Annotated in this window: 23 protein-coding genes and 2 pseudogenes; 14 read left to right on the plus strand and 11 right to left on the minus strand. The window is 70.2% G+C overall.

The genetic code is table 11. The features are described 5' to 3' along the window. Positions 1 to 754, minus strand: a protein-coding gene (locus Q8Q88_RS19035) for an IS5 family transposase (protein ID WP_305676759.1) whose coding sequence is annotated in 2 segments (ribosomal slippage) — positions 1 to 424 and positions 424 to 754 — 755 coding nt annotated over the 2 segments. Because the reading frame shifts where the segments join, the coding sequence is not laid out codon by codon here. This gene is flagged as partial in the annotation. Positions 755 to 856: 102 nt separating this feature from the next. Here Q8Q88_RS19035 and Q8Q88_RS19040 point away from each other — a divergent pair. The 6 genes and pseudogenes from Q8Q88_RS19040 (at position 857) to Q8Q88_RS19065 (ending at position 5,736) form a co-directional block, all read left to right on the plus strand. Further along, positions 857 to 1,242, plus strand: a pseudogene (locus tag Q8Q88_RS19040) (VOC family protein). A 216-nt stretch (positions 1,243 to 1,458) separates the two neighbouring features. Then, positions 1,459 to 2,004 carry an AAA family ATPase gene (locus tag Q8Q88_RS19045; RefSeq protein WP_305676760.1) on the plus strand — a complete coding sequence of 182 codons (546 nt, stop codon included), beginning with the start codon at positions 1,459 to 1,461 and terminating at the stop codon, positions 2,002 to 2,004. A 199-nt stretch (positions 2,005 to 2,203) separates the two neighbouring features. Next, positions 2,204 to 3,517 carry an acyl-CoA dehydrogenase family protein gene (locus Q8Q88_RS19050; protein ID WP_371129883.1) on the plus strand — a complete coding sequence of 438 codons (1,314 nt, stop codon included), beginning with the start codon at positions 2,204 to 2,206 and terminating at the stop codon, positions 3,515 to 3,517. 105 nt (positions 3,518 to 3,622) lie between these two features. Then, positions 3,623 to 4,147, plus strand: a complete 525-nt coding sequence (locus tag Q8Q88_RS19055) for a GNAT family N-acetyltransferase (RefSeq protein WP_305676762.1) — start codon at positions 3,623 to 3,625, stop codon at positions 4,145 to 4,147. Between the two features lie 246 nt (positions 4,148 to 4,393). Beyond that, entirely contained in the window at positions 4,394 to 5,152 is a 759-nt protein-coding gene (locus Q8Q88_RS19060) for a sulfite exporter TauE/SafE family protein (protein ID WP_305676763.1), read from the plus strand. Then, the gene (locus Q8Q88_RS19065) at positions 5,149 to 5,736 is read left to right on the plus strand and encodes a GNAT family N-acetyltransferase (RefSeq protein WP_305676764.1); all 588 of its coding nucleotides are present in this window, start codon (positions 5,149 to 5,151) and stop codon (positions 5,734 to 5,736) included. The genes Q8Q88_RS19060 and Q8Q88_RS19065 overlap by 4 nt, the downstream gene beginning before the upstream one ends. Here Q8Q88_RS19065 and Q8Q88_RS19070 read toward each other — a convergent pair. Then, positions 5,733 to 6,590: an SDR family NAD(P)-dependent oxidoreductase gene (locus Q8Q88_RS19070; RefSeq protein WP_305676765.1), complete on the minus strand. Its 858-nt coding sequence runs from the start codon at positions 6,588 to 6,590 to the stop codon at positions 5,733 to 5,735. The two genes, Q8Q88_RS19065 and Q8Q88_RS19070, sit on opposite strands and share 4 nt — an antisense overlap. A 115-nt stretch (positions 6,591 to 6,705) precedes the next feature. Here Q8Q88_RS19070 and Q8Q88_RS19075 point away from each other — a divergent pair, with 115 nt between their 5' ends. Next, positions 6,706 to 8,421: an alkyl sulfatase dimerization domain-containing protein gene (locus Q8Q88_RS19075; RefSeq protein WP_305676766.1), complete on the plus strand. Its 1,716-nt coding sequence runs from the start codon at positions 6,706 to 6,708 to the stop codon at positions 8,419 to 8,421. 38 nt (positions 8,422 to 8,459) lie between these two features. On the opposite strand, the gene Q8Q88_RS19080 is transcribed toward Q8Q88_RS19075, so the two are convergent. Beyond that, positions 8,460 to 8,915 carry a DUF6265 family protein gene (locus Q8Q88_RS19080; protein ID WP_305676767.1) on the minus strand — a complete coding sequence of 152 codons (456 nt, stop codon included), beginning with the start codon at positions 8,913 to 8,915 and terminating at the stop codon, positions 8,460 to 8,462. 4 nt (positions 8,916 to 8,919) lie between these two features. Then, positions 8,920 to 9,369 carry a tRNA adenosine(34) deaminase TadA gene (tadA, locus tag Q8Q88_RS19085; RefSeq protein WP_305676768.1) on the minus strand — a complete coding sequence of 150 codons (450 nt, stop codon included), beginning with the start codon at positions 9,367 to 9,369 and terminating at the stop codon, positions 8,920 to 8,922. A gap of 12 nt (positions 9,370 to 9,381) precedes the next feature. Between tadA and Q8Q88_RS19090 the strand changes: the two are divergent. Beyond that, positions 9,382 to 10,050 (plus strand): annotated as a pseudogene (locus Q8Q88_RS19090) (pseudouridine synthase); the annotation flags it as partial. A gap of 1,015 nt (positions 10,051 to 11,065) precedes the next feature. Here the strand turns inward: Q8Q88_RS19090 and Q8Q88_RS19095 are convergent. Beyond that, complete coding sequence (locus tag Q8Q88_RS19095; RefSeq protein ID WP_305676769.1) at positions 11,066 to 11,863, minus strand: enoyl-CoA hydratase/isomerase family protein; 798 nt, start codon at positions 11,861 to 11,863, stop codon at positions 11,066 to 11,068. Positions 11,864 to 11,951: 88 nt separating this feature from the next. On the opposite strand from Q8Q88_RS19095, the gene rsmD reads away from it, so the two are divergent. Further along, complete coding sequence (gene rsmD, locus Q8Q88_RS19100) at positions 11,952 to 12,527, plus strand: 16S rRNA (guanine(966)-N(2))-methyltransferase RsmD (RefSeq protein ID WP_305676770.1); 576 nt, start codon at positions 11,952 to 11,954, stop codon at positions 12,525 to 12,527. On the opposite strand, the gene Q8Q88_RS19105 is transcribed toward rsmD, so the two are convergent. After that, complete coding sequence (locus Q8Q88_RS19105; protein WP_305676771.1) at positions 12,510 to 12,785, minus strand: YjhX family toxin; 276 nt, start codon at positions 12,783 to 12,785, stop codon at positions 12,510 to 12,512. The two genes, rsmD and Q8Q88_RS19105, sit on opposite strands and share 18 nt — an antisense overlap. A 384-nt stretch (positions 12,786 to 13,169) precedes the next feature. Between Q8Q88_RS19105 and Q8Q88_RS19110 the strand changes: the two genes are divergently transcribed. Beyond that, the gene (locus Q8Q88_RS19110) at positions 13,170 to 14,783 is read left to right on the plus strand and encodes an ATP-binding protein (RefSeq protein ID WP_305676772.1); all 1,614 of its coding nucleotides are present in this window, start codon (positions 13,170 to 13,172) and stop codon (positions 14,781 to 14,783) included. Here Q8Q88_RS19110 and Q8Q88_RS19115 read toward each other — a convergent pair. Next, positions 14,780 to 15,175, minus strand: a complete 396-nt coding sequence (locus Q8Q88_RS19115) for a VOC family protein (RefSeq protein ID WP_305676773.1) — start codon at positions 15,173 to 15,175, stop codon at positions 14,780 to 14,782. The genes Q8Q88_RS19110 and Q8Q88_RS19115 overlap by 4 nt on opposite strands. A 117-nt stretch (positions 15,176 to 15,292) precedes the next feature. Between Q8Q88_RS19115 and Q8Q88_RS19120 the strand changes: the two genes are divergently transcribed. Beyond that, positions 15,293 to 16,348: a DUF2157 domain-containing protein gene (locus tag Q8Q88_RS19120; RefSeq protein WP_305676774.1), complete on the plus strand. Its 1,056-nt coding sequence runs from the start codon at positions 15,293 to 15,295 to the stop codon at positions 16,346 to 16,348. Then, the gene (locus tag Q8Q88_RS19125; RefSeq protein ID WP_305676775.1) at positions 16,345 to 16,923 is read left to right on the plus strand and encodes a GDYXXLXY domain-containing protein; all 579 of its coding nucleotides are present in this window, start codon (positions 16,345 to 16,347) and stop codon (positions 16,921 to 16,923) included. Before Q8Q88_RS19120 ends, Q8Q88_RS19125 begins: the two co-directional genes overlap by 4 nt. Positions 16,924 to 17,017: 94 nt before the next feature. Here Q8Q88_RS19125 and mutL read toward each other — a convergent pair whose 3' ends face one another. Continuing rightward, a complete protein-coding gene (gene mutL, locus Q8Q88_RS19130; protein ID WP_305676776.1) occupies positions 17,018 to 18,859 on the minus strand; it encodes a DNA mismatch repair endonuclease MutL in 1,842 nt (613 codons plus the stop codon). 75 nt (positions 18,860 to 18,934) lie between these two features. Here mutL and Q8Q88_RS19135 point away from each other — a divergent pair, with 75 nt between their 5' ends. Then, the gene (locus Q8Q88_RS19135; RefSeq protein WP_305676777.1) at positions 18,935 to 19,891 is read left to right on the plus strand and encodes a TraB/GumN family protein; all 957 of its coding nucleotides are present in this window, start codon (positions 18,935 to 18,937) and stop codon (positions 19,889 to 19,891) included. Here the strand turns inward: Q8Q88_RS19135 and Q8Q88_RS19140 are convergent. Continuing rightward, a complete protein-coding gene (locus Q8Q88_RS19140; RefSeq protein WP_305676778.1) occupies positions 19,888 to 20,736 on the minus strand; it encodes an isocitrate lyase/phosphoenolpyruvate mutase family protein in 849 nt (282 codons plus the stop codon). The genes Q8Q88_RS19135 and Q8Q88_RS19140 overlap by 4 nt on opposite strands. Before the next feature lie 97 nt (positions 20,737 to 20,833). Between Q8Q88_RS19140 and Q8Q88_RS19145 the strand changes: the two genes are divergently transcribed. Then, entirely contained in the window at positions 20,834 to 21,727 is an 894-nt protein-coding gene (locus Q8Q88_RS19145) for a LysR family transcriptional regulator (protein ID WP_305676779.1), read from the plus strand. Here the strand turns inward: Q8Q88_RS19145 and Q8Q88_RS19150 are convergent. Both Q8Q88_RS19150 and lspA read right to left on the minus strand, forming a co-directional pair. Next, positions 21,724 to 22,287, minus strand: a complete 564-nt coding sequence (locus tag Q8Q88_RS19150; RefSeq protein WP_305676780.1) for a DUF3035 domain-containing protein — start codon at positions 22,285 to 22,287, stop codon at positions 21,724 to 21,726. The two genes, Q8Q88_RS19145 and Q8Q88_RS19150, sit on opposite strands and share 4 nt — an antisense overlap. Before the next feature lie 79 nt (positions 22,288 to 22,366). Beyond that, positions 22,367 to 22,852, minus strand: coding sequence for a signal peptidase II (gene lspA / locus Q8Q88_RS19155; protein ID WP_305676781.1), 486 nt, complete (start codon positions 22,850 to 22,852; stop codon positions 22,367 to 22,369). Positions 22,853 to 22,857 lie beyond the last annotated feature (5 nt).

Below are 22,857 nucleotides of genomic sequence, written 5' to 3' on the forward strand. Positions count from 1 at the left end.
CACAGCATGATGGCGGCGAGGGTGACGAAGCCCATGAAGGTGGACGCGAGCTTGTCGTATCGGGTTGCGATGCGCCGGAAGTGCTTGATGCGGCTGAAGAAGCGTTCGACGCGGTTGCGCTCCTTGTAGAGAGCCTTGTCGTAGGCATGTTGTCGCTTGCGGTGGCGGCGGGGCGGCACGACGGGGTCGCCGCCTTGGTCGATGATCTTCCGATAGAGCCGATCGGCGTCGTAGGCCTTGTCGGCGAGGACGTATTCGGCGGCGATGCCGTCGATCAGGTCGCCGGCGGGGGCCATGTCGTTCTGCTGACCCGGCCCCAGGAGGATGCGCACGGGCAGGCCCAGCGCGTCTACGCAGACGTGGATCTTGGTTCCGAAGCCGCCGCGAGAGCGGCCAAGCGCCTGGGCGTCCGGTCCCCCCTTTTACGCCGCGCGCCGGCGGCCTGGGCATGAGCCCGGATGACAGTGGCGTCCAGCATGACCCACTCCAGATCAGGCTCCGCCGCCACGGCCTCGAACAGCCGGTTCAGCACCCCCATCTCGATCCAGCGATAGTAGCGCCGCTTGGCCGTCTGATAGGGGCCGAACCGCTCCGGCAGATCACGCCAGCGCCCCCCTGAGCGCGCCATCCACAACAGCGCGTCAACGAACAGACGACCGTTGCTGCGCGGACCCCGCTTGCCCTTGCGACCGCCCGGCACGAACGGCTCGATCCGCGCCCACTGATCGTCCCGAAGAACCTCGCCTTCCAACACACCCTCCAAAGAGAAGCGTTGAATCAGAACAGCGCCAGTCAGGGAATCCTAAATCGTCACTACCGCCTAGGCTCGCCCGCCAATGAGAGAGATGAGGATCCCATGCTCGACCATATCGGCCTGACCGTCAGTGACTTCGCCCGGGCGCGCGCCTTCTTCGACGCCGCCCTGGCGCCCTCGGCATCGCCAAGGTCATGGAGGTGCCCCCGGAGCTGACCGGCGGCGAGAACCAGATGGGCTATGGCTCGGAGGGCCGGCCCTATTTCTGGATCGGGACCGGCGGGCCCAAGACGGGGCGGCTGCATGTGGCCTTCGCCGCCGGAGATCGCGCCAAGGTGGACGCCTTCTACGCCGCGGCCCTGGCGGCGGGCGGAACCGACAACGGCCCGCCCGGCGTGCGCGCGCACTACCACCCCAACTATTACGGCGCCTTCGTCCTGGACCCCGACGGCCACAACATCGAGGCGGTCTGTCACGCCCCTCAGTAAATCTGTCGGAAGCTTAACTGGCGCCGTGGGGCGCGGGTCACTATCTGCCGCGCCATGATGACCTTGCTGAAACTCTTCCCCGCGATCGCCATCCTGTTGATGTCCAGTGCGGCGATCGTCCTGACCCTCCCGGCGCCCCTCTACGCCTGAGCGCCTCGTCTCGAGCGCGTCCGGAGGCATGGGCTATAGTCGACCGATACGCCACGCGATCGGGGGATGCTCATGGTTGGACGGCTGGTGATCGTCACCGGGTCGCCGGGGGTGGGCAAGAGCACCCTGGCGCGGCCCCTGGCCAGGGACTGGCCCGCCGAGGCGGCCCACCACGCCCATTCCGACGACATGTGGACTTGGTTCGCCAAGGGCTACGTCCCGCCCTGGAAACCTGAGTCACGCGACCAGAACATCGTGGTCACCGGCGCCATGGCCAGCGCCGCCACGACGCTCGCCCAGGCTTATCCAGTGGTCTTCGACGGCATTGTCGGCCCCTGGTTCGTGGACATCTTCCGCAAGGCGGCGCAGGCCGCCGGCGTGCGTCTCGACTACCTGGTCCTGCGCCCCGACCGGGCCACCGCCGTTGCCCGCGGGACCGGACGGGAGGGTCATCCGATGCGCGACGAGCAGGTGATCGGCTCGATGTGGGACCAGTTCGCTGACCTGGGCGGCTTCGAGCCCCACGTGCTGGACACCACCGGCCTCGACCTCAAGGCCAGTGTCGAACTGGCGTGGGACGCGTTGCGGGCGGGACGATTGCGCCTGGCCTGAGCGGCCGGCGCGGGGCGTTTCAGGCCGGCCCGGACATTTACAGCGAAAAATTAAAACGCTTGTTTGATTTTCGCGCAATATAGGCCAAAGCTGTCGGCCTATCCTTTCGGGCGCGAGGCGGCTGCCCGACGACACCAACGCAGGGCGCCGCGATGCGGGGTCCGATCGCAACAACCGCTATGGGAGAGACAAGATGACCATGACCGCGGACCGGGCGGATTCCAGCTTCAAGCTGAACCCGATGGACGACCTCAACGACCTGCGGATGTCGGAAAAGGCGCTGCCGCTGCTCAACAAGGTGAAGGCGTTCATCAAGGACGTCGTCGAGCCGATGAGCGAGGAGTTCCATCGCCTGGGCGAAGGCAATCCCAATATCTGGTCCTATGCCCCCGGCCAGCTGGAAGCGCTGGAAGCGGCCAAGGACAAGGCCAAGGCCGCGGGCCTGTGGAACTTCTTCCTGCCCAACGCTGAGACCGGCGAGGGCCTGTCGAACCTGGACTACGCCTATATCGCCGTGGAGCTGGGCAAGAACCGCCTGGCCTCCGAAACCATGAACTGCGCCGCGCCCGACACCGGCAACATGGAAGTGCTGGAGCGCGTCGGCACCCCGGCCCAGAAGAAGCAATGGCTGGAGCCGCTGCTGGAAGGCAAGATCCGCTCGGCCTTCGCCATGACCGAGCTGAACTCCGCCTCCTCGGACGCCAAGAACGTCAACACCCGCGCCACCCTGGTGGGCGACGAATACGTGATCAACGGCGAGAAGCACTACATCTCCGGCGCCGGCGACCCGCGCTGCAAGGTCATGATCACCATGGTCCAGACCAGCCCGGACGGCCCGCCCAACCTGCGCCAGTCCCAGATCCTGGTGCCCACCGACGCGCCCGGCGTGAAGATCGTCGGCCCGCAGCACGTGTTCGGGGATCCTGACGCGCCGCACGGCCACATGCACATCATCTTCGATAACGTCCGCGTGCCGGCGTCGAACATGCTGCTGGGCGAGGGCCGGGGCTTCGAGATCAGCCAGCTGCGCCTGGGTCCGGGCCGGATCCACCACTGCATGCGCGCCATTGGTTCGGCCGAGAAGGCGCTGGACCTGATGGTCACCCGCGGCCTGACCCGCGAGGCCTTCGGCAAGCCCCTCGTGCAGCTGGGCGGCAATATCGAGATCATCAGCCGCGCCCGCATCGACATCGAGGCCATGCGCCTGATGGTGCTCAAGGCCGCCAAGGCCATGGACGTCCTGGGCAATCAGGAAGCCCGCATCTGGATCCACATGGTCAAGGCCATGGTGCCCGAGCGGGTCTGCCAGATCATCGACCAGGCCATCCAGATGCACGGCGCGCTCGGCGTGTCGCAGCATACCCCGCTGGCCAAGATGTACGCCAACACCCGCACCCTGCGGATCGCCGACGGTCCCGACGAGGTCCACCACATGGTCGTGGGCCGCAACGAGCTGCGCCAGTATCGCGAGATGCCGGTCGACAACTCGATGGCCGCGGTCTTCCGCAGCTAAGTCTGCGGGCAATCTGCCCCCGGTTTGACCAGGCCCCCGCGTTGCGACACACGCGGGGGCCTTCGTCTGTCGCGAGACGGCGATTGCCGGTGTAGGGACGGCGCCATGACTGAGCCCTTCCGCATCCGCCGCCTCGAGGCGGCCGAAACCCGCGCCGCCGCCCCGGCCCTGGCGGTCATCCTCAAGGACTGCGTGGAGGGCGGCGCCTCGGTCTCGTTCATGGCCGACCTGACCTTGGCCGACGCCCTGGCGTTCTGGACCGGCGTCGCCGGGGCCCAGGCCGCCGACGGCCGCGCGGTGATCGTGGCCGAGGACGACAAGGGCCTGTTCGGCGTGGTCGAGGTGATCCCCGCCGGCCCGCCCAACCAGCCGCACCGGGGCGACGTGGCCAAGATGCTGGTCCACCGGCGCGGCCGCCGCCGGGGCGTGGGAGAGGCCCTGATGCGCGCCGCCGAGCAGGCCGGCCGCGACCTGGGCAAGAGCCTGCTGACCCTCGACACGGTGGAGGGCGAGGCCGCCGAGCGGCTCTATGCCAGGCTGGGCTGGGTGCGGGTGGGCGTCATCCCGCGCTACGCCCTGATGCCCGACGGCCGGCCCTGCGGGACGGTGGTGTTCTACAAGGACATCTGAGCCCCGCTCGACGGCTCCGCTTGTTCGGGTGTAAACAGGCGCGTGCTCCAGGAGCAGCCGGGTCGATCCGTCGTCGCGATCCCCAGCTTCCCCGCCGCGCACGGCGGACCCGGAGAACACCGCCTTCCTCCGGAAGGTGCGCGGGCGGACCCGCACATTTTCGCGCGCGACGCGCAGCAGATCCGCGAGCGGGGGTGGCCTGTGTCCACTCCATAGGGCGCGGGTCGCAACCCGGAGGACGACCCAGTGCATAATCTCGCGGCTGTTTTCATCGTGGTGACGGCCTTCGTCACCGCAACCCTCTCAGGCGTCTTCGGCATGGCCGGCGGCCTGGTCCTGATGGGGGCCCTGGCCCTGGCCCTGCCGGTCTCGGCGGCCTTCGTCACCCACGGGATCCTGCAGCTCTTCGCCAACGGCTGGCGCGCGGTGCTGCACGCCCGGCACGTGCGCTGGGACATCGTCGGCTGGTATGCGGCGGCCTCCCTGCTGGCGGGCGCGCTGGTGGCGCTGATCGCCTTCGTGCCCTCCAAGGGCCTGCTCTACCTGGCGCTCGGCCTGGTGCCCGGCCTGGTCTGGCTGCCCAAGACCTGGCTGCGGCTGGACGCGGCCAAGCCGATCCACGCCTTCACCTCGGGCTTCCTGGTGACCGGCCTGAACCTGCTGGCCGGGGTGGCGGGGCCGCTGCTGGACATCTTCTTCGTGCGCACGGTGCTGACCCGCCACGCCATCGTCGCCACCAAGGCCGCCACCCAGGTCTTCGCCCACCTGGCCAAGATCGTCGTCTACGGCGCGCCCCTGCTGACCACGCCCAGCCAGGACTTGCCGCCCTGGCAGGTGTTCGCCGTCGCCATTCCGCTCTCCATGTGCGGCACATGGGTCGGCGGCAAGATCCTCGACCGCATGACGGATGTGGACTTCAAGTCCTGGACAAAGTGGATCGTGACCGGGGTGGGCGTCGTCTATCTGATCCAGGCCGCTCAACTGTTCATGCGAGGCGGCGGATGAAGATCGAACCCAAGGTCCTGGAGAACCGCTTCGTGCGGCTGGAACCGATGGCGCAGGCCCACAAGGAAGACCTGAGAGCGGCCTGCGCTGCTGATCCCGCCCTGTTCCACGACCTTTATCCGTATTCGATGCTGGGCGAGGCCTTCGACAAGCGCTTCGACGAGCAGATGCCCAAGGACCGCGCGACCGGCGCCTGGATGCACTACGCCGTCGTGGTCGGCGCGCGCTGCGTGGGGATGACCTGCTTCATCGGCGCGGACTCGGTGAACGCCTCGGTGGAGGTCGGCGGCACCTATTATCACCCCGACTTCCGGGGCGGGGCGACCAATCCGTCGGCCAAGCGGCTGATGCTGGGCGACGCCTTCGAGGCCGGCGCCCGGCGGGTGGTCTATCGCGTCGACGCCATCAACGCCCGCTCCCGCGCCGCGGTGCTGAAGATGGGCGCGGTGCAGGAGGGGATCTTCCGCAAAGACCGCGTGGCCTGGACCGGCCGTATCCGCGACACCGTGGTGTTCTCGATCCTCGACGACGAATGGCCGGCCGTCCGCGATCGGCTGGACGCCCGGCTCGCCGCCTTCGCTTAGGCGCTGACCGCCGTCCGTTCCGCTGCGGCGGGGAAGAACACCTCGCTGGCGTGTTCGGCCACCTCCTGGGCGGTGTAGGGCCGGCCGGGCTGGAACCCGTCGGTCTGCAGCATCTTGATCTCCCGCACCCCGCGCGAGGAGACGCCGAGCACCTTGCCGGTGTGGTCGGCGGCCAGGTCCGAGACCATGTAGAGCACGCCCGGCGCGATGTTCTCCGGCAGGCTCATGGGATCGGGTTCCTTGCCCTGGCGGCCGGGCAGGTCGGAGGTCATGCGGGTGAAGGCGCCCGGCGCCAGGCCCATGACCCGGATGCCGTACTTGCGCCCCTCGATGGAGAGCACGCGCATGAAGCCGTAGATGCCGGCCTTGGCGGCTCCATAATTGGACTGGCCGAAATTGCCGTAGAGGCCCGAGGTCGAGCTGGTCATGACGATGACGCCGGGCTTGCCGTTGTCCTTCATCCACTTCCACACCGGCATGGTGCAGCAATAGGTCCCCTTCAGGTGGACCTTCACCACCAGGTCCCAGTCCTGCTCCGACGTGTTGGCGAAGGTCTTGTCGCGCAGGATGCCGGCGTTGCAGACCAGGATGTTGATCTGGCCGAAGTTATCCAGCGCGGTCTTGGCGATCCGCTCGCCGCCTTCCATGGTGGAGACATCGTCGCCGTTGGCCACGGCCTTGCCGCCGGCCGCCACGATCTCGTCGACCACCCTCTGCGCCGCGGCGCTGGTCCCAGACCCCGACCCGTCGCGCGATCCGCCCAGGTCGTTCACGACGACCGAGGCGCCTTCCTTGGCGAACAGTTTGGCGTAGGCCTCGCCCAGACCGCCGCCGGCGCCCGTGACAATCGCCACCTTCCCATCCAACAGACCCATGACGTCGCTCCCGAATGATCTAATTATGGCGCCATCATTGGGCTCGGTATGGACGCTGGCAAGCATCCAGCAACCGCGCCACGGGGAAGACGACATGATCCGCGCCATCGTTCTTGCGGCCGGCCTGGCCGGCGCCGTCCACGCTCAGGAGCCGGGTCCGCGCATCGCCCCCTCGCTCGCTGCTCAAACCGCCGAGTTCGCCCCGCCCAAGGTCCATGAGCCCGCGCCCGGCGTGTTCTCCGCCGTCGGCTACGGCATCGCCAATTCGATCATGGTGGTGGGCAAGACCGGCGTGGTGATCATCGACACCACCGACAGCCTGGAGGAGGCGAAGAAGGTCTGGGCCGAGTTCGCCCCGCGCGCCGGCGGCAAGCCGGTGGTGGCGATCATCTACACCCACAACCACAACGACCACATCAATGGCGCGGCCGGCTTCCCGCTGGCCAAGGGCGGCAAGGTGATCGCCCACGAGACTCTGCTGCGCGAGGCCGCCAAGTGGAACGGGGTCGCCGCTCCGGCCATCGCCGCCCGCGCCGCGCGGATGTACGGAGTCTTCCTGCCCAAGGGCACGCCGGACGGCTTCGTCAATGTGGGGATCGGGCCCTATCTCTCGGCCTTCGGCGGCGGCGGGGCGGGGGGCTTCACTGCGCCCAACGTCACCTTCAAGGACCGGCTGGAGTTGACCCTCGGTGGCGAGCGCTTCGTGCTGGAGCATGCGCCCGGCGAGACCGAGGACCAGATCCTGGTCTGGATGCCGGCGCGGAAAATCCTGTTCCCGGGCGACAATGTCTACAAGGCCTTCCCCAACCTCTACACAATCCGCGGCACCAGCTACCGCGACCCGGTCCAGTGGGCGGCGTCGGTCGACCGGATGCGGGCCCTGAAGCCCGAGGTCCTGGTCCCCTCACACACCCGGCCCATCGTCGGGGCCCCGGCGATCATGGGGACGCTGACCAACTATCGCGACGCCATCCGCTTCACCCACGACCAGGCGGTGCGCTGGATGAACGCCGGCCTCAGCCCCGACGAGATCGTCGAGAAGGTGAAGCTGCCGGCCCACCTGGCGGCCGATCCCTTTCTCTTCGAGCACTACGGGACGGTGGAATGGTCGGTCCGCTCGGTGGTTAACGGCTATATGGGCTGGTTCGGCGGCGACCCGGCGAGCCTCTCCTTCGACGCGCCGGACGTCCGCGCCCGGGAGATCGTCGCCCTGGCCGGCGGCGCGGCGCAGGCGCTGACCCAGGCCCAGGGCGCATATGACCAGGGCCGTTGGAAGTGGACGGCGGAACTGGCGGGCCATGTCGGCCGCGCCGACCCGGCGCTGAGGTCCGCCGCCGACGCCCTGCAGGCCAAGGCGTTCCGGCAGCTCGGCTATGACAGCGTCTCGCCCAACGGCCGCAACTATTACCTCGAACGCGCCGCCGAACTGGAGAAGAAGGCGCCCGGCTGGGCCCAGATCGTCGGCGCGCGCCAGGGCGGCGCCCAGGCCGCGGGCCTGCCGGCCGCCGCCATCGTCGCCACCTTCCCCGTGCGGCTGAACGCCGAGAAGGCGGCGGGAGTCGAACGGGCCATGGGGCTGAAGCTGACCGGCGAGGGCGACTGGACCATCGGCGTGCGGCGCGGCGTGGCCGAGACCTCTTCGGGCGTGGCGGCGGAGGTTCCGCTGGTGGTGGTCGCGGCCAAGGCCGACTGGGTCGGCGCGCTCGCCTCGCCCGCCGCCCTGCAGGCCGCCCTGACCTCGGGCAAGGTGAAGCTGGAGAAAGGCTCGCCGACCGACCTGGCGGCCTTCCTGGATCTGTTCAGGGGGTGAACCTCCTCTCCACCAGCCTTCGGGGGGAGAGGAAAGCTCTACTTCGCCCGCCGGTAGCGCCAGTCCTCGCCTTCGAGCTTGCCGTTCATCGTCCCCTCGACGCGGGCGCAGAGGTCCTCGCCGCAGCGGCGGTAGATGACCCGCTGCGGGAAATCGTGGGCCAGGTTCTCGAACACCGCCTCGCCCGCGGGACCCGGTTTGAGGACGAAGGGCGTCGGCGGCTGGGTCCCGACCCGGGCGGTGAAGGTGGCGCCGGCCGGCTCGGCGGTGATGCTGGTGAATTCCAGGCTGGGGCGCTTGCCCGGCCGGTTGGTCTGGGCCGCCCCGGCCATGGCGCCGCCGATCGGGGCCAGCCAGGTTTCCCGAACAGTCACCCCGTCCGCCTCGTGGACCCAGGACCCGGCCATCCAGGCCAGCGCCTGGACGTCGTCGGCCGGCGCGGCCTGGGCGGACCCCGCCGCCAGCAGAAGGCCGGCGATGATCACGTTGCGCATGCGCCTATCCTTTCGTCTTTTTCCGCCGCGCCTGGAAGAAACCCTTCAGGAGCGCCGAACTCTCCTGCGCCAGCACCCCGCCGACCACCTCCGGCCGCCAGTGGCAGGTGGGCTGGTCGAAGAATTTCGGACCGTGGATCACCGCCCCGCCCTTGGGGTCCTCGGCTCCGAACACCAGCCGTCCGATCCGGGCGTGGCTGATGGCTCCGGCGCACATGGCGCAGGGTTCCAGCGTCACCACCAGGGTCAGGTCGGTCAGCCGGTAATTGCCGATCTTCGCGGCCGCGGCGCGCAGGGCGACGATCTCCGCATGGGCGGTGGGATCGTGCGCGCCGATGGGTCCGTTGGCCCCGATCGAGACCACGTCTCCGGTCGCCGGATCGACCACGACGGCCCCCACGGGCGTTTCGCCACGTGCGGCGGCGTCTTGCGCGGCTTGAAGCGCGATGCGCATGGTGCGTTGATCATGATCCACGACCCCCAAGACAACGACGAGACGGCTCCCGGTCAAGGTGAGCGCGTCTCAAAAGCCCTGGCCCGCGCCGGTGTCGCCTCCCGCCGCGACGTCGAAAAGCTCATCGAGGCCGGCCGCGTCGCCCTCAATGGCGAGGTGCTGACCACCCCCGCGGTGAAGGTCGAGGCCGGCGACGTCCTCTCCGTCGACGGCAAGGTGGTGAACGCGCCCGAGGCCACGCGCCTCTTCCGCTACCACAAGCCGGTGGACCTGCTGACCACCCACAAGGACCCCCAGGGGCGGCCCACGGTGTTCGACCACCTGCCCGCCGGCCTGCCGCGGCTGATCTCGGTCGGCCGCCTCGACATCAATTCCGAAGGCCTGCTGCTGCTGACCAATGACGGGGAGCTGGCGCGCGCTCTGGAGAGCCCCGCCAACGGCATCGTCCGTCGCTACCGGGTCCGCGCCCGCGGCCGGATCACCCAGGCCGAGCTCGACAAGCTGGCCGAGGGCGTCACCGTCGAGGGCGTCACCTACGGCCCGATCGAAGCCAAGATCGACAAGGCCAAGGAAGGCCCGCAGGGCGCCAATATCTGGATCACCGTCACCCTGGCCGAAGGCAAGAACCGCGAAGTCCGCCGGGTGATGCAGTCCATCGGTCTGACGGTGGGCCGGTTGATCCGACTCTCCTACGGCCCCTTCGCGCTCGGGACCCTTGAAATGGGCCAGGTCGAGGAGGTCGGGCCCCGGGTGATCCGCGAGCAGCTCGCCGATTACATCGCCCCGGCCAACCTGCCTGAGGGCGACCGGCCGCTGTTCGTCGACAAGGCCGGCCGCTCCAGCGGCGGGCGCCGCGCGCCCACCGGCGGGACCGGCGCGCCCGAACCCAAGAAGAAGACCGTCTACAAGTCCGGCTGGGCGACGCCCAAGATCGAGGTCAAGGTCCACACCGGCCAGCGCCGCCGCGCTCCGCGCCCCGGTGTCGAGGCCGCCCCGGCGACGGGTCCGGCCAAGCCCCACGGCGAGGTTCCCCTGGCCCCCCGCGCCCGCTCCTCGCGCCTGGTGGCCGACAAGCCCGGCGGCATCCGCACCTTCAGCCCCGGCGCCCCGCTCGCCCCCTCCGCCCCGGCGCGCTCGAGCGCGCCCCGGGCCGCCGGCCGTCCGAAGGCCAAGGGCTCCACCCTGATCGACCGCCGGCCCTATTCCGCCGACGGCCCGCGCCCGGCGCGGGATTTCAAGAACGGGCCTAAGCGCGAAGGCGCCGACCGCCCGCGGTCCTACGCCTCCGACAAGCCGCGGCCCGCCTATAAGGACGGACCCAAACGCGAAGGCGGCCCGCGCGGTCCCGACCGTCCGCCGCGCGGCGAAGGCCCCAAGCGCGCCTACGCGTCCGACGCCCCGCGTCCGCCACGCTCCGACGCACCGAGAGGCCCCCGTCCCGACTATAAGGCCGGCCCGAAACGTGAGGGTGCGCCGTCAACGGATCGGCCCCGCGCCCCGCGTTCCGCCGCGCCGCGCGGCCCACGTCCCGACTACAAGGCCGGCCCGAAGCGTGAGGGCGGCCCATCGTCCGACCGCCCGCGCGCGCCGCGCTCCGACGGCCCGCCGCGCGGTCCGCGTCCGGACTACAAGTCAGCCCCGCAGCGCGAGGAAGGCGGCAAACCCTCGCCCTATCGCGGCAAGTCGCCTGTCGGCTCTAAAGGTCCTGGATCGCCGCGGGCGGACGCGCGGCCCTCAGGCCCTCGCGGGCCGAAGCCGTCTTCAGGATCTCCACGAAGCTCCGGCGCTCGTCCGCCAGCCCCTCGGCCAGGGGGCGGTCCAAAGCGGCGCGGGTGAGGCGCTTGGCGTAGGCCAGGCCGTCCTTGCCTCGCGTCTCCAGGTCGGCCGCGATCTCCAGGGCCCGCGCCAGGGGATCGGCCACGGCCTCGTGCACCAGGCCGATCTCGGCGGCCTTCTCGCCGGTCACCACCTTGCCCAGCAGGATCATCTCCAGGGCCTTGGCCTCGCCGATGACCCGGGGCAGGCGCTGGGTGCCGCCGCCGCCCGGGAAGATGCCGGCGCGGGTCTCGGGCAACCCGATGGCCGCGGCGTCCAGGGCGGCGATCCGCAGATCGCAGGCTAGGGCGATCTCGAACCCGCCGCCCATGCACAGGCCGTTGATCGCCGCGATCATCGGCTTGGGGGCGCTGGCCAGCAGGTCGACGAAGGCCCCGAAGGCGCCGCCCGGCCGCGGCGGGGTCGCCTCGGCGGCCGGGGGCGGGGCGTCCTGGATGGCGTCGCTCATCACCGACAGCTCGCCCACGTCGTAGTGTCGGATGAAGATGCCCGGCAGGCCGCCGGTCAGCACCACCACGCGCACCGCGTCGTCGGCCACGCAGGCCTCGAAGGCCGCCAGGATCTCGTTCGAGCCCTGGGCCGTCATGGTCCCGAGCGGCGGGTTGGCGTAGGTGATCACCGCCGTCCCGGCCTTGCGTTCGACGCTCACCAGGCCCATCGCGTCCTCCCATGGATTTAATCGGCCGCGAGCTTGGATCGCGGACGACGGCGCGGCAAGGTCGCGGTGAATCGGCAAGGAGCCTCTGTTGCGCATCGTCTCGGGAGAATTTCGCGGCAAGGCCCTGTCCGCGCCCTCGGGCGACCGCACCCGGCCGACCTCCGACCGCGCCCGACAGGCGGTGTTCAACATCCTGGAGCACGCCGCCTGGTCGCCGGGCCTGCGCGACGTCCGGGTCATCGACCTGTTCGCCGGGTCGGGGGCCCTGGGCTTCGAGGCCCTGTCGCGCGGGGCGGCCTTCTGCCTGTTCGTGGAGACCGACGAGGCCGCCCGCGGCGCGATCCGCGAGAATGTCGACGCGCTGTCCCTGTTCGGCCGCACCCGGGTGCATCGCCGCGACGCCACCGACCTCGGCCAGCGGCCCGGCGGCGACGGCCCGGCCTTCGACCTAGCCTTCCTGGACCCGCCCTACGCCAAGGGCCTGGGGGAGTTAGCCCTGGCCAAGCTCGCCGCCGGCGGCTGGCTGGCGCCAGGCGCCCTGATCGTCTTCGAGCGCGGCTCGGACGAGGCCGACTTCACGGTCGAGAATTTCGAGAAGCTGGACGCGCGCGACTACGGCGCCGCGCGCGTCCACTTCATGCGATTCTCACCACAGCCGGCTTGAGGTCCGGTTGTCGAGCTGGCTGCGCAGGTTGGCGAGTCCCTCGCGGTTGATCCGATAGGGCCCGCCACCCCGGCTGACGATCAGGCCGTTCTTCCTCAAGGCCTTGAAGACCAGGAGGTCGCAGTCGGCCAGGGCCCAGCCGTCGCGGGTCTGGCAATGGGCCGCGACGATGCGGCCCCGTTCGTCGCGTTCGAGCATGATGGTTCCGCCCTGGGCGAGGGCGTGCAGCGTCCTTTGCTGCGCTTTCGATATGTTCACTGGGTTGTCCGAGGTCAGGCGTGAAACCACGCGCCCGCTCCAAGGAAGGGGCGCGGACGATACGGACCTGACAGCCGATTTCAGACGAGGACGCCGGTTCGGCGGTTAGGCCCGGGCCTCGAACGCAATCTCAGACATGAACTCCCCACTGGGTCTGGACGCCGAGATCATGGCGAAGCTCCGCGAAATGGTCCAGTCCCGGATGGGCGGCGTGATGATTACTTCAATTGCTTTTGGACATCTCAAGACAAGTAAAATCATGACGCTAATGTGACGATTTTATAACAGCAAGCTTCAGGTATAAATCGCGAGAGGCGAAGTAAGATTCACCCATCATTAGTCCAGGTTGTCTACAGCCACGCTGGCACAGCGGAAGGCTCCCCCATGACCGCCACTCTCCTCGACCTGATCCAGCCGATCGCCCCCATCTCGCCGCAGACCCAGGGGCAGGACGTCTATGACCGCTTCCAGGCCGAGCCCGAGACCCTGGCCATCGCCGTGGTGGACGAGGCGGGCGCGCCGGTCGGGCTGGTGGAGCGCAACGCCTTCTTCGTGGCCATGGCCGCCCACTATGGGCGGGCGCTCTACGCCCTTCGTCCGATCTCCCTGCTGATGAACCCCAGTCCGCTGGTCGCCGATGGCGACACCCCGGTGGCCGAGTTCTGCGGCGAGGTGCTGGCCGACCGCTCCAACGAGGTGATGAAGGGCTTCGTGGTGCTGAACGGCGGCCGTTACGCCGGCGTCGGCTCGACCCTGTCGCTGCTGCAGGCCACCAGCGCGGCCAACCGCGCCCACGCCCAGGAGATGACCCGCCTGGCCGAGACCCTGAACCAGGCCAAGCTGGAGGCCCAGACGGCGCTTACCGCCAAGTCGCAGTTCCTGGCGGTGATGAGCCACGAGATCCGCACGCCGCTGAACGGGGTGCTGGCCATCGCCGACATCCTGCAGCGCAAGCTCGCCAATCCCGAGCTGAAGCCCTACGTCACCACCATCCAGGACTCGGGCCAGACCCTGCTGCGGCTGCTGACCGACGCACTCGACCTGACCCGCGCCGACGCCGGCCAGCTGGAACTCGCCGAGGACGGCTTCTGCGTCCCGGCCCTGCTGGAGGACCTGGCCGCCCTGTGGACAGCCCGGGCCGACCAGAAGAACCTCAGCCTCGCCTTCAGCTATGAGGGCGCGCCCGATCAATGGGCGCTGGGCGACGCGGTGCGGATCAAGCAGGTGTTCAACAACCTGATCGGCAATGCGCTGAAGTTCACCTATTCGGGCGGGGTCGAGGTGGCGCTGAAGGTGCGGCGCGACGACATCCACGTCCATCTGGAGGGGATGGTCCGCGACACCGGGGTCGGCGTGCCCGAGCATCGCCTGGCCAATATCTTCCAGCCCTTCAGCCAGACCGAGGCCGGCATGCGCGAGGGCGGGGCGGGGCTCGGCCTCTCCATCTGCCGCCAGCTGGTCCAGCAGATGGGCGGGAGCATCGAGGCCCGCGCCAATCCCGGCCCCGGCGCCAGCTTCCGCTTCGAATTCCCGCTCTTCGACGTCCCGGTCCCGGCGCAGGCGGACATCGCCGCCGAGCCGGATCTGAGCCAGGGATCGGCCGGCGGACTGCACGTGCTGATCGCCGACGACAACGCCACCAACCGGCTGGTGGCCGAGACCCTGTGCGGCATGTTCGGCTGCACCACCGAGAGCGTCGAGGACGGGGAGCAGGCCGCCGCCGCCGCCGCCAGCGGCCGCTTCGACCTGATCCTGATGGACATCAAGATGCCCAACCTCGACGGCGTGGGGGCGACGCGGAGGATCCGCGGCATGGCCGGCGTCGCGGCCGACATCCCCATCCTGGCGCTCACCGCCAACGCCGATCCCTGGGACGCGGCCAGCTATCTCGCCCAGGGGATGGACGGGGTGGTCGAGAAGCCGATCAAGGCCGAGCGCCTGCTGGACGCCATCAACGGCCTGTTCGAGACCGAGGGCCGCCGCGCCGCCGCGGCCTAGAAGTCCACCGTCACACTGGGCGCCGAGCGCTTGGCTTCGCCGTGATACACCGCCTCGATGTTGTTGCCGTCGGGATCGAGGGCGAAGGCGGCGTAGTAGCCGGGGTGGTATTCCCGCTCGCCCGGTCCGCCGTTGTCGCGACCGCCGGCCGCTAGCGCCGCGGCGTGGAACCGGTGCACCGTCTCCCGGTCGGGGGCCTGGAAGGCCAGGTGCACGCGAGTCGGGTTGTCGCGCGCCTCGATCCACAGTTCGTCGGCGCCGATGTGGCGTTCGTCCTCCTGGACCTCGATGCCGAAGACCTCCATCACCGCGCGGTAGAACCGCTTGGAGGCGTCCAGGTCGCGGACCCCGAATTGCACGTGGTCGATGAGTCGGCCGCGATGAAGTTGCATGCTGGGTTCTCCTTGTGATGGGGGACTTCAACGCCCGGGCGACCCGGGGCGTTTCGCGGCGAGGTTGCGTCCAAGCTCCGCCTGGGCGAGGGTCCGGGCGGACGCGGGGAGAGACGGATGGCGGGCTACAAGGCTCGGCTGCAGCGGGACCTGGACCGGTGGATCGAGGACGGCCTCGTGCCGGCCGACAATCGCGGCGCCATTCTGGACAGCGTCGCCGATGGCCGGCGGATCGACGCCTCCGTGGCGCTCGGTGTGGTCGGCGCCCTGCTACTGGGGATCGCGGCCATCGCCTTCGTGGCCGCTAACTGGGACGCCATCCCCAGGCTGGCGCGGTTCGGCTTGATCCTGGCGGTGTTCCTGGGGGTGACAGGCGGCGCGGCCTGGACCTCGCGGGCCGATGCGCGGCCGATCCTGACCAACACCTTGCTGATGGTGGCGGCCCTGATCTACGCCTCGGCCATCGGCTTGACCGGACAGATATTCGACATCGCCGGCGACCCGCAGCGGGCCCTGCGCAGCGCGGGCCTCGCCGCCGGACTGCTGGCCGTCGCCGGACGCTCCAGCGGCGCCGGCATCGCGGCCCTGGTGTTGTTAGGGGTCGGCGAGTTCGCCGGGCGGTTCGACGGCGGAAACACCCGCTGGCTGATCTTCGCCGCGCCGGTGGGCCTGGGTCTGGCCTGGCTCTGGAACTCCAAGCCTCTGGCCCATGCGGCAAGCCTGGCCTTGATCGTCGGCCTGATCGCGGTGATCGCACTCTATGAGCGGGAATGGGGCGCGGCGGGCTTCCTGGCCGGCGGCGTGGTCCTGGCCGTGCTGGCGGGCGCGGCCCGGCAGATGTCGGATCGCCGCACGGCGGTAGTCTTCATGCTGTGGTTCGTCTGGGGCGCCCTGCTGCTGTTCGCCGTGGCGGGCTTCGACGAGTTGAAGGGCGCAGCCCTCATCGTCCACCGCGCGGCCTGGCTGGTGCTGGCGGGTGGGGTCATCGCGCTCGGCATGCACGACCGTCAGCCGATGGTCACGGCCGCAGGGGTGGTGGCGATGATCGCGGCGGTCTGCACGATCCTGTTCGACCTGGGTCTCGGCCTGATGACTGCGGCGGCCCTGTTCGGCGCCTGCGCCATGATCGCGCTCGTCGCCGGATTCGTGATCCGCGGGAGGGCCAAGGCGTGATCAGGGCCCTGCCTTTCCGCATCCTGGCCGCGGGCCTGCTGCTCGTGGCCGTGCTCGTCGCCCTGGTGATCTCGGAGGACCGCGCCCGCGCCGCGGGCCGCGAAGTGAATTTGCCCATGGAGCTCTTCGACCCACGCAACCTGCTGACCGGCCACTTTGTCGCTCTGCAGCTCACCCAGCGCCTGGCGCCCGGCCAGGCCTGCCCAAGCCGCACCCAACCCATCCAGGAAGGCGGCTGGCTCGCCCTGCGCGCCGCCGACGGGCGCTTCATGGGCGCGGGCGATACGCGGGAGGCCGCCCTCGCGGCCGGGGGTGACGTGGCGGTCCGCGGCGGGGTCTATTGTTCGCGCGTGATGATCGACCGGGCCGAGGCCAACGCCGTCATCCTGGACGTCGGCGTCGACCGCTTCCACGCCGACCAGGACGAGGCCGAGGCCATGGAGAAGGTCCTGCGCGCCAGGCGCGATGGCCGCCCGCTTCCGGCCTTTGCGGTGGTCTCGGTGGGCCAGGACGGCCGCGCCCGGCTCAAGGGCGTCATCCTCGACGGCAAGCGGACGGATTTGACGTGGTGGTGAGGCGCCAGGCAGGCGCCTAATGGGTCGGTTGCTTTGACTTCCTCTCCTCCCGGAAGACGGGTGGAGAGGAGGAGATTGGGGCGGCCTCGGAAGTCTATCGCCGCCCGAACAGCCGCTCGATATCGGCCAGCTTCAGCTCCACATAGGTGGGGCGGCCGTGGTTGCACTGGCCGGAATGGGGCGTGGCCTCCATCTGGCGCAGCAGGGCGTTCATCTCCGGCGCGGTGAGCCGGCGGCCGGCCCGCACCGAGCCGTGGCAGGCCATGGTGGAGCAGACCTCCTCCAGCCGTTCGCGCAGGGCGAGCGCCTGGCCGTTCTCAGCCAGGTCGTCGGCGATATCGCGGATCAGTCCGGCCACGTCGGTTTCGCCCAGCAGGGCCGGGGTCTCGCGCACTAGCACGGCGCCCGGACCGAAGGCCTCGACCATCAGGCCCAGCGCCTGCAGCTCCTCGGCGCGGGCCGTGACACGCTCGGCCTCGGCGGGATCGAGCTCGACCACCTCGGGCAGCAGCAGCACCTGGCGAGCGACGCCGCCGTCGGCCATCTCCACCTTCATCCGCTCATAGACCAGCCGCTCGTGGGCGGCGTGCTGGTCGACGATCACCACCCCATCGCGGGTCTGGGCGACGATATAGGTCTCGTGCACCTGGGCCCGCGCCGCGCCCAGCGGGAAGTCGACCGGGTCGAAGACCACGGACGGGGCGGGGGCCTCCTGCAGGCCCACGGACGGCGGGTTCCAGGCCTCTGGCGCCTCGGCGCGGGCCGAGACCTCGGTGAGGCCGGGAATGGCCTGGGCGACCTGGCTCCAGCCGCCCATCTGCCAGGCGGAGAAACCCTGGGCCGAGGGCTGCGGCTGCGGCGACCAGCCGGGGCGGATGTGGCTGAGGGTCTCGTTGGCCACGGTGGTCGAGGCCCGGTGCCCGGCGCCGGCCAGGGCGTGGCGCAGGCCGCCCACGATCAGGCCGCGCACCAGGGACGGGTCGCGGAACCGCACCTCGGCCTTGGCGGGGTGGACATTGACGTCCACCAGAGACCCGTCGAGCTCCAGGTAGAGCGCCACCAGCGGATGGCGGTCGCGCGCCAGGAAGTCGGCGTATGCCCCGCGCAGGGCGCCCTGCAGCAGGCGGTCGCGCACAGGTCGTCCGTTCACGAACAAATACTGGTGGGCGCTGTTGCCGCGATTGTAGGTGGGCAGGCCCGCGAACCCCGACAGCCGGACCCCGTCGCGCTCCTGGTCGATGGCGATGGCGTTCTCGGAGAACTCCCGGCCCATGATCGACGACAGCCGGGCCAGGCGTCCGTCGGGACCCTGGCTCTCGGCCGGCAGGCGCAGCACCCGGCGCCCGTCGATATCGAGGGCGAAGCTGACCGCCTCATGGGCCATGGCCTGGCGCTTGATCTCCTCGGCGATGGCCATGGCTTCCGAGCGCTCGGACTTCATGAACTTCAGCCGCGCCGGGGTGGCGTAGAACAGGTCGCGCACCTCGACCCGCGCGCCATGCGGACCGGGGAAGCCGGACGGGGCGACCGCGCCCATGGCGCCGCCCTCCACCAGTATGGCGTAGGCGTCGGCTGAGCCCCTGGCGCGCGACGAGATCGACAGCCGCGCCACCGAGCCGATCGACGGCAGGGCCTCGCCGCGGAAGCCCAGGGTGGCGATGCGCAGCAGGTCGTAGTCGCCGGCCGCGTCGGGGCTGAGCTTGGAGGTGGCGTGGCGCTCGACCGCCAGGGGCAGTTCGTCGGGCGAGAGCCCCGCGCCGTCGTCGGCCACCAGGATGCGGGTCAGGCCCCCGCCGTCCGCCTGGACCTCGACCGAACGCGCTCCGGCGTCCAGGGCGTTCTCCACCAGCTCCTTGACCGCGCTCGCAGGCCGTTCCACCACCTCGCCGGCGGCGATGCGGTTCACGGTTTCCGGCGGAAGGCGGCGGATCGTCATGGTCAAGCTTTGAACGCGATTTCGATATCCATTCTATATAGTTCGATTCCGGGGGGCGCGTCCGGAAGGAGCACCATGAGTTTCGCCAAAGCCGCGGCGGTCGGCTGTCTGATCCTCGCCCTGGCGGTCCCGGCTTCGGCCCAGGCGCCCGCCGTCCCCGATCCGCTCGACCCCGACGCGGTGCTGCTCGAGGAGCTGGTGGTCACCGCCATCGACAAGGGCCCGGCCTGGTGGCGGGTCTCCGACGCCGACACCACGGTCTATGTGCTGGGCGCGCCCGGCGTGCTGCCCAAGGGCCAGGCCTGGGACCAGACGGTTCTGGAGCGGCGGCTGAACGGCGCCAGCACCGTCATCCTGCCGTTCAACAGCGTCAGCGTCAGCCTGCTCAGCGTGCCGGGCCTCGCCCTCCAATGGCTGCGGCTGAAGGGCAAGCCGATGGAGGAGCGGTTGTCGGGCGACATCCGCCGCCGCTTCGTCGCCGCCCGTGAGGCCGCCGGCCAGCCGGCCAAGCGCTACGCCTACAAGAACGAGCTGCTGGTGGGGCTGATCCTGGTCGGCGACTACCGCGACAGCGTCAAGCTGACCGCCGCCGACCCCGGCAAGAGCGTGGCGCGGATGGCCAAGGCCCGGAAGATCAAGACCGAGAGCCGTTCGCTGTCCCTGGGCCCGATCCTGGGCCAGGCCACGCGCATGGGGGCCGCGGCGCAGCGCGCCTGCCTGGAGGATGCGCTCGACGAGGTCGAGGCCGGTCCCGCCGGCGCGCGACGGGCCGGGGCAGCCTGGGCCGACGGCGATGTCCGCGGGGCGCTCAACCAGGAGCGCGGCTACGAGCGCTGCCTGGCCAGCGTGCCGGGCGCGCTCAACCTCGACGCCCGCTTCAAGGCCGAACAGGTGGCCGCCATCGAGCGGGCCCTGGCCAAGCCCGGCCACGCGGTGGCGGTGGTGCAGCTGCGGCCCCTGCTCAGCCAGGGCGGCGTGCTGGACCGCCTGCAAGCCAAGGGGTTCGAGGTGAAGACCCCCGGTGAGCCCTAGGCCCGCGCGGCGCTGAACAGGGCGTTCAGCTCCCCCTGTGGAATCTGGCCGGCGGCGAAGCCGATGGTTCCGCGATCCCGCAGCTCCTCGGCGCCGCGACGGATGAAGGCCAGGGCCGCGCGGGCGAAGGTCCCGCCGAGGCTGATCCGTTGCACGCCGGTCGCCAGGATGGCCGTGGCGTCGCTGGGCGCCGAGCCTAGGCCCATGACGATGTTCAGCGGGCCGTGGATCTCCCGCGCCAGGGTCGCGATGGTCTCCAGGTCGCGGGCGCCGGGGGTGAAGACGCAGTCGGCGCCGGCCTCGATGTAGCGGTTCGCCCGCCGGATGCAGGCCGCAAGGTCGCCGTCCGGAAGCAGGAACACGTCGGTGCGGGCTGTGAGCACGAAGGGATTGCCCCCGATCGCCTCGCGCGCCGCGGCGATGCGCGCCACCGCCAGGTCCTCGTCATAGAGGCTCGCAGACTGCGGCCTGGCGTCCTCGATATTGCCGCCGGCCAGGCCGGCGCCGATGGCCAGGCGCAGGGTCTCGGCGACCGTCTCGGGCGCATCGCCGTAGCCCGCCTCCAGGTCGCCGTTCACCGGACATGTGACGAGATCGGTGATCTGCCGGATACGGGCGAACATCTCGTCGCGACCGACCGCCAGCCGGCTGTCCGGCACTGCGTAGTCGGGCTTTCCCAGGGAGAAGGCCACCCCCGCGCTGGTGGTGGCGATCGCCTTGAAACCCGCCTGGGCGAGGATGATCGCGCTGCCGGCGTCCCAGGCGTTCGGCATGACGAAGCCGCCGGGCGCGGCGTGGAGGGCCTTGAAGGCGGCGGCGGCGTTGCGTTGGCGCTGGTCGGTCATGGGGGCTCCGAAACTTCGAGCATCCTTGCCTGGTCCTTCTGATCCGTCGAATGCATAGTTCGACTATGCAAGATCAGGAATTTGCATGGAGGTCGCCGTGGACAGTGACGGGCTGAGGACCTTCGTTACGGTCCATCGCGCCGGCGGATTCTCCCAGGCGGCGGGGCTGTTGCTGAGATCGCAGCCAGCGATCAGCCGACGCATCGCCTTGCTGGAGCAGGAGCTAGGGGCGTCGCTGTTCGATCGGGCGGCGGGCGGGGCGGCGCTCAGCCAGGCCGGCCAGGTTTTGCTGCCCTATGCCGAACGCGCCCTGGCGGCCATCGAGGACGCCCGCGGCGCCGTCTCGGCCCTGGCCACCGAGGACGCCGGCCCGGTGTCGCTGGTGGTGGTGGGCACGCTGGCCGGGGACCGGCTGACCTCAGCCCTGGCGCGCTTCCGGCGCGATCATCCCCGGGTCGACCTGGCCTTGCGCACCGCCACCAGCGCGGAGGTCAGCGCCCTGGTTCGGGGTGGGGAGGCGCATTTGGGCCTGCGCTACCATCACGATCCGTCTCCCGACCTGGAGGCGCGGCTGGTGACGATGGAGTCCCTGGTGGTGGTCTGCGCCGCCGGACATCCCCTGGCGGGCCGACCGGTTGCGGCCCTGGCGGACCTGCGCGCCGAGCGCTGGCTCGCCTTCCCGGACTCCGGCGGGCGTCGGGAGATCGCCGCGACCCATATCTTCGCGCTGTTCCTGACCCGCGGCATGGGGGATGTCGCCTGGACCGCCATCGACAGCCTGACCGCCCAGAAGCGGCTGGCCGCGGCCGGCTTCGGCCTGGCCCTGATGCCGCGCAGCGACGTCGATGAGGAGTTGGAGTCCGGACAGCTGGGCGTGATCGGGGTCGGTGACCTCGACGCGGCCCAGCCGGTGGTGGCGGTGGTGCGCCGCAACGGCTTTCTCAGCCGCGCGGCCAGGACCCTTCTGGAGGACTTGGGCGGCTGGGCCTAGAGGCCCGGCAGCTTGATGCGCGAGGACTTCTCGCGGGAGATGACGACCGCGCCGCCGCCGGTCAGGGCCTTGACCCGGGCCTCTTCGGCCGCGGCGTCGATCGGGGCCTCGACATTGTCGCCGGCCGCGGCGGTGGTGGCCGCCGTGGCGGGAGCCTTGTCGCTCTTCCAGAACATCACCCGGTCGGCGAAGCTCTTTTCCTTGTGCGACAGGTCGCCGGTCTCGTCGTCGACCACGTAGCGGATCAGCGGGTCGGCCTTGTCGGCGCCAGCCTTGGCCACCAGCAGCTTCTCGCCGTCGGAGCGGGCCTGGGCGTCGCGTTGGCCCAGCAGGGCGTTGCGCGCGGCGCTCTCGGGCTGCAGCTCCTGCGGGCGCGGCTCGCCGGGGGCCGGCGGACGCAGGGCGTAGTCCGGCGGCACCACCAGCGGCGCCTTGGAGACCACACGGAACTCGTCGGGGGTGACCTTGGTCATGCCGAGCGCGTTGCGCGTGGAACTGCAGGCCGAAAGACCCGTCGCCGCCACCAAGGCGGTCGCCACGATCACACGGTTCAAGCTCATAAAAACATAGCTCCTAAGGCCGCCCCCCGGCCGGGAAGGGAGTTTGAATAACGCAAAGCGTAAACCACGCCAACGCGGATTAGGTCGCAGGCTCTTTACGCAGGGAATCGAGCAATAAGAAGACCACCCCCACGGTGATGGCGCTGTCGGCCACGTTGAACACCCAGGGGAAGAAACCCAGCCGCTGGAAATCCAGGAAATCGGCCACCGCGCCGAACCGGACCCGGTCGATGGCGTTGCCCAGCGCCCCGCCGATCACCAGGCCGAGGCCCAGCGCCAGGGAGGCGCGGGGGGCCTGCCGCGCCCAGTAGGCCAGCACGCCGGCGACGATCACCGCGAAGGCGCTCAGCAGCCAGCGGGTCAGCTCCTGGTCGGCGCGGAACAGGCCGAAGCTGACCCCCCTGTTCCAGACCATGGTCAGGGAGAACGGCCCGACGATGGGGACCGAGAACCGCGACGGCAGGTCGTAGACCGCCAGGATCCAGTACTTCGACGCCTGGTCGAGGGCGATGACCACGGCGGCCAGCAGATAGGCCGACCAGCCAAGCTTGGAGATCGACTTCAATCTTC

Origin of the sequence: Phenylobacterium sp. (assembly GCF_030697925.1) — a bacterium.
Classification (GTDB): domain Bacteria; phylum Pseudomonadota; class Alphaproteobacteria; order Caulobacterales; family Caulobacteraceae; genus Phenylobacterium.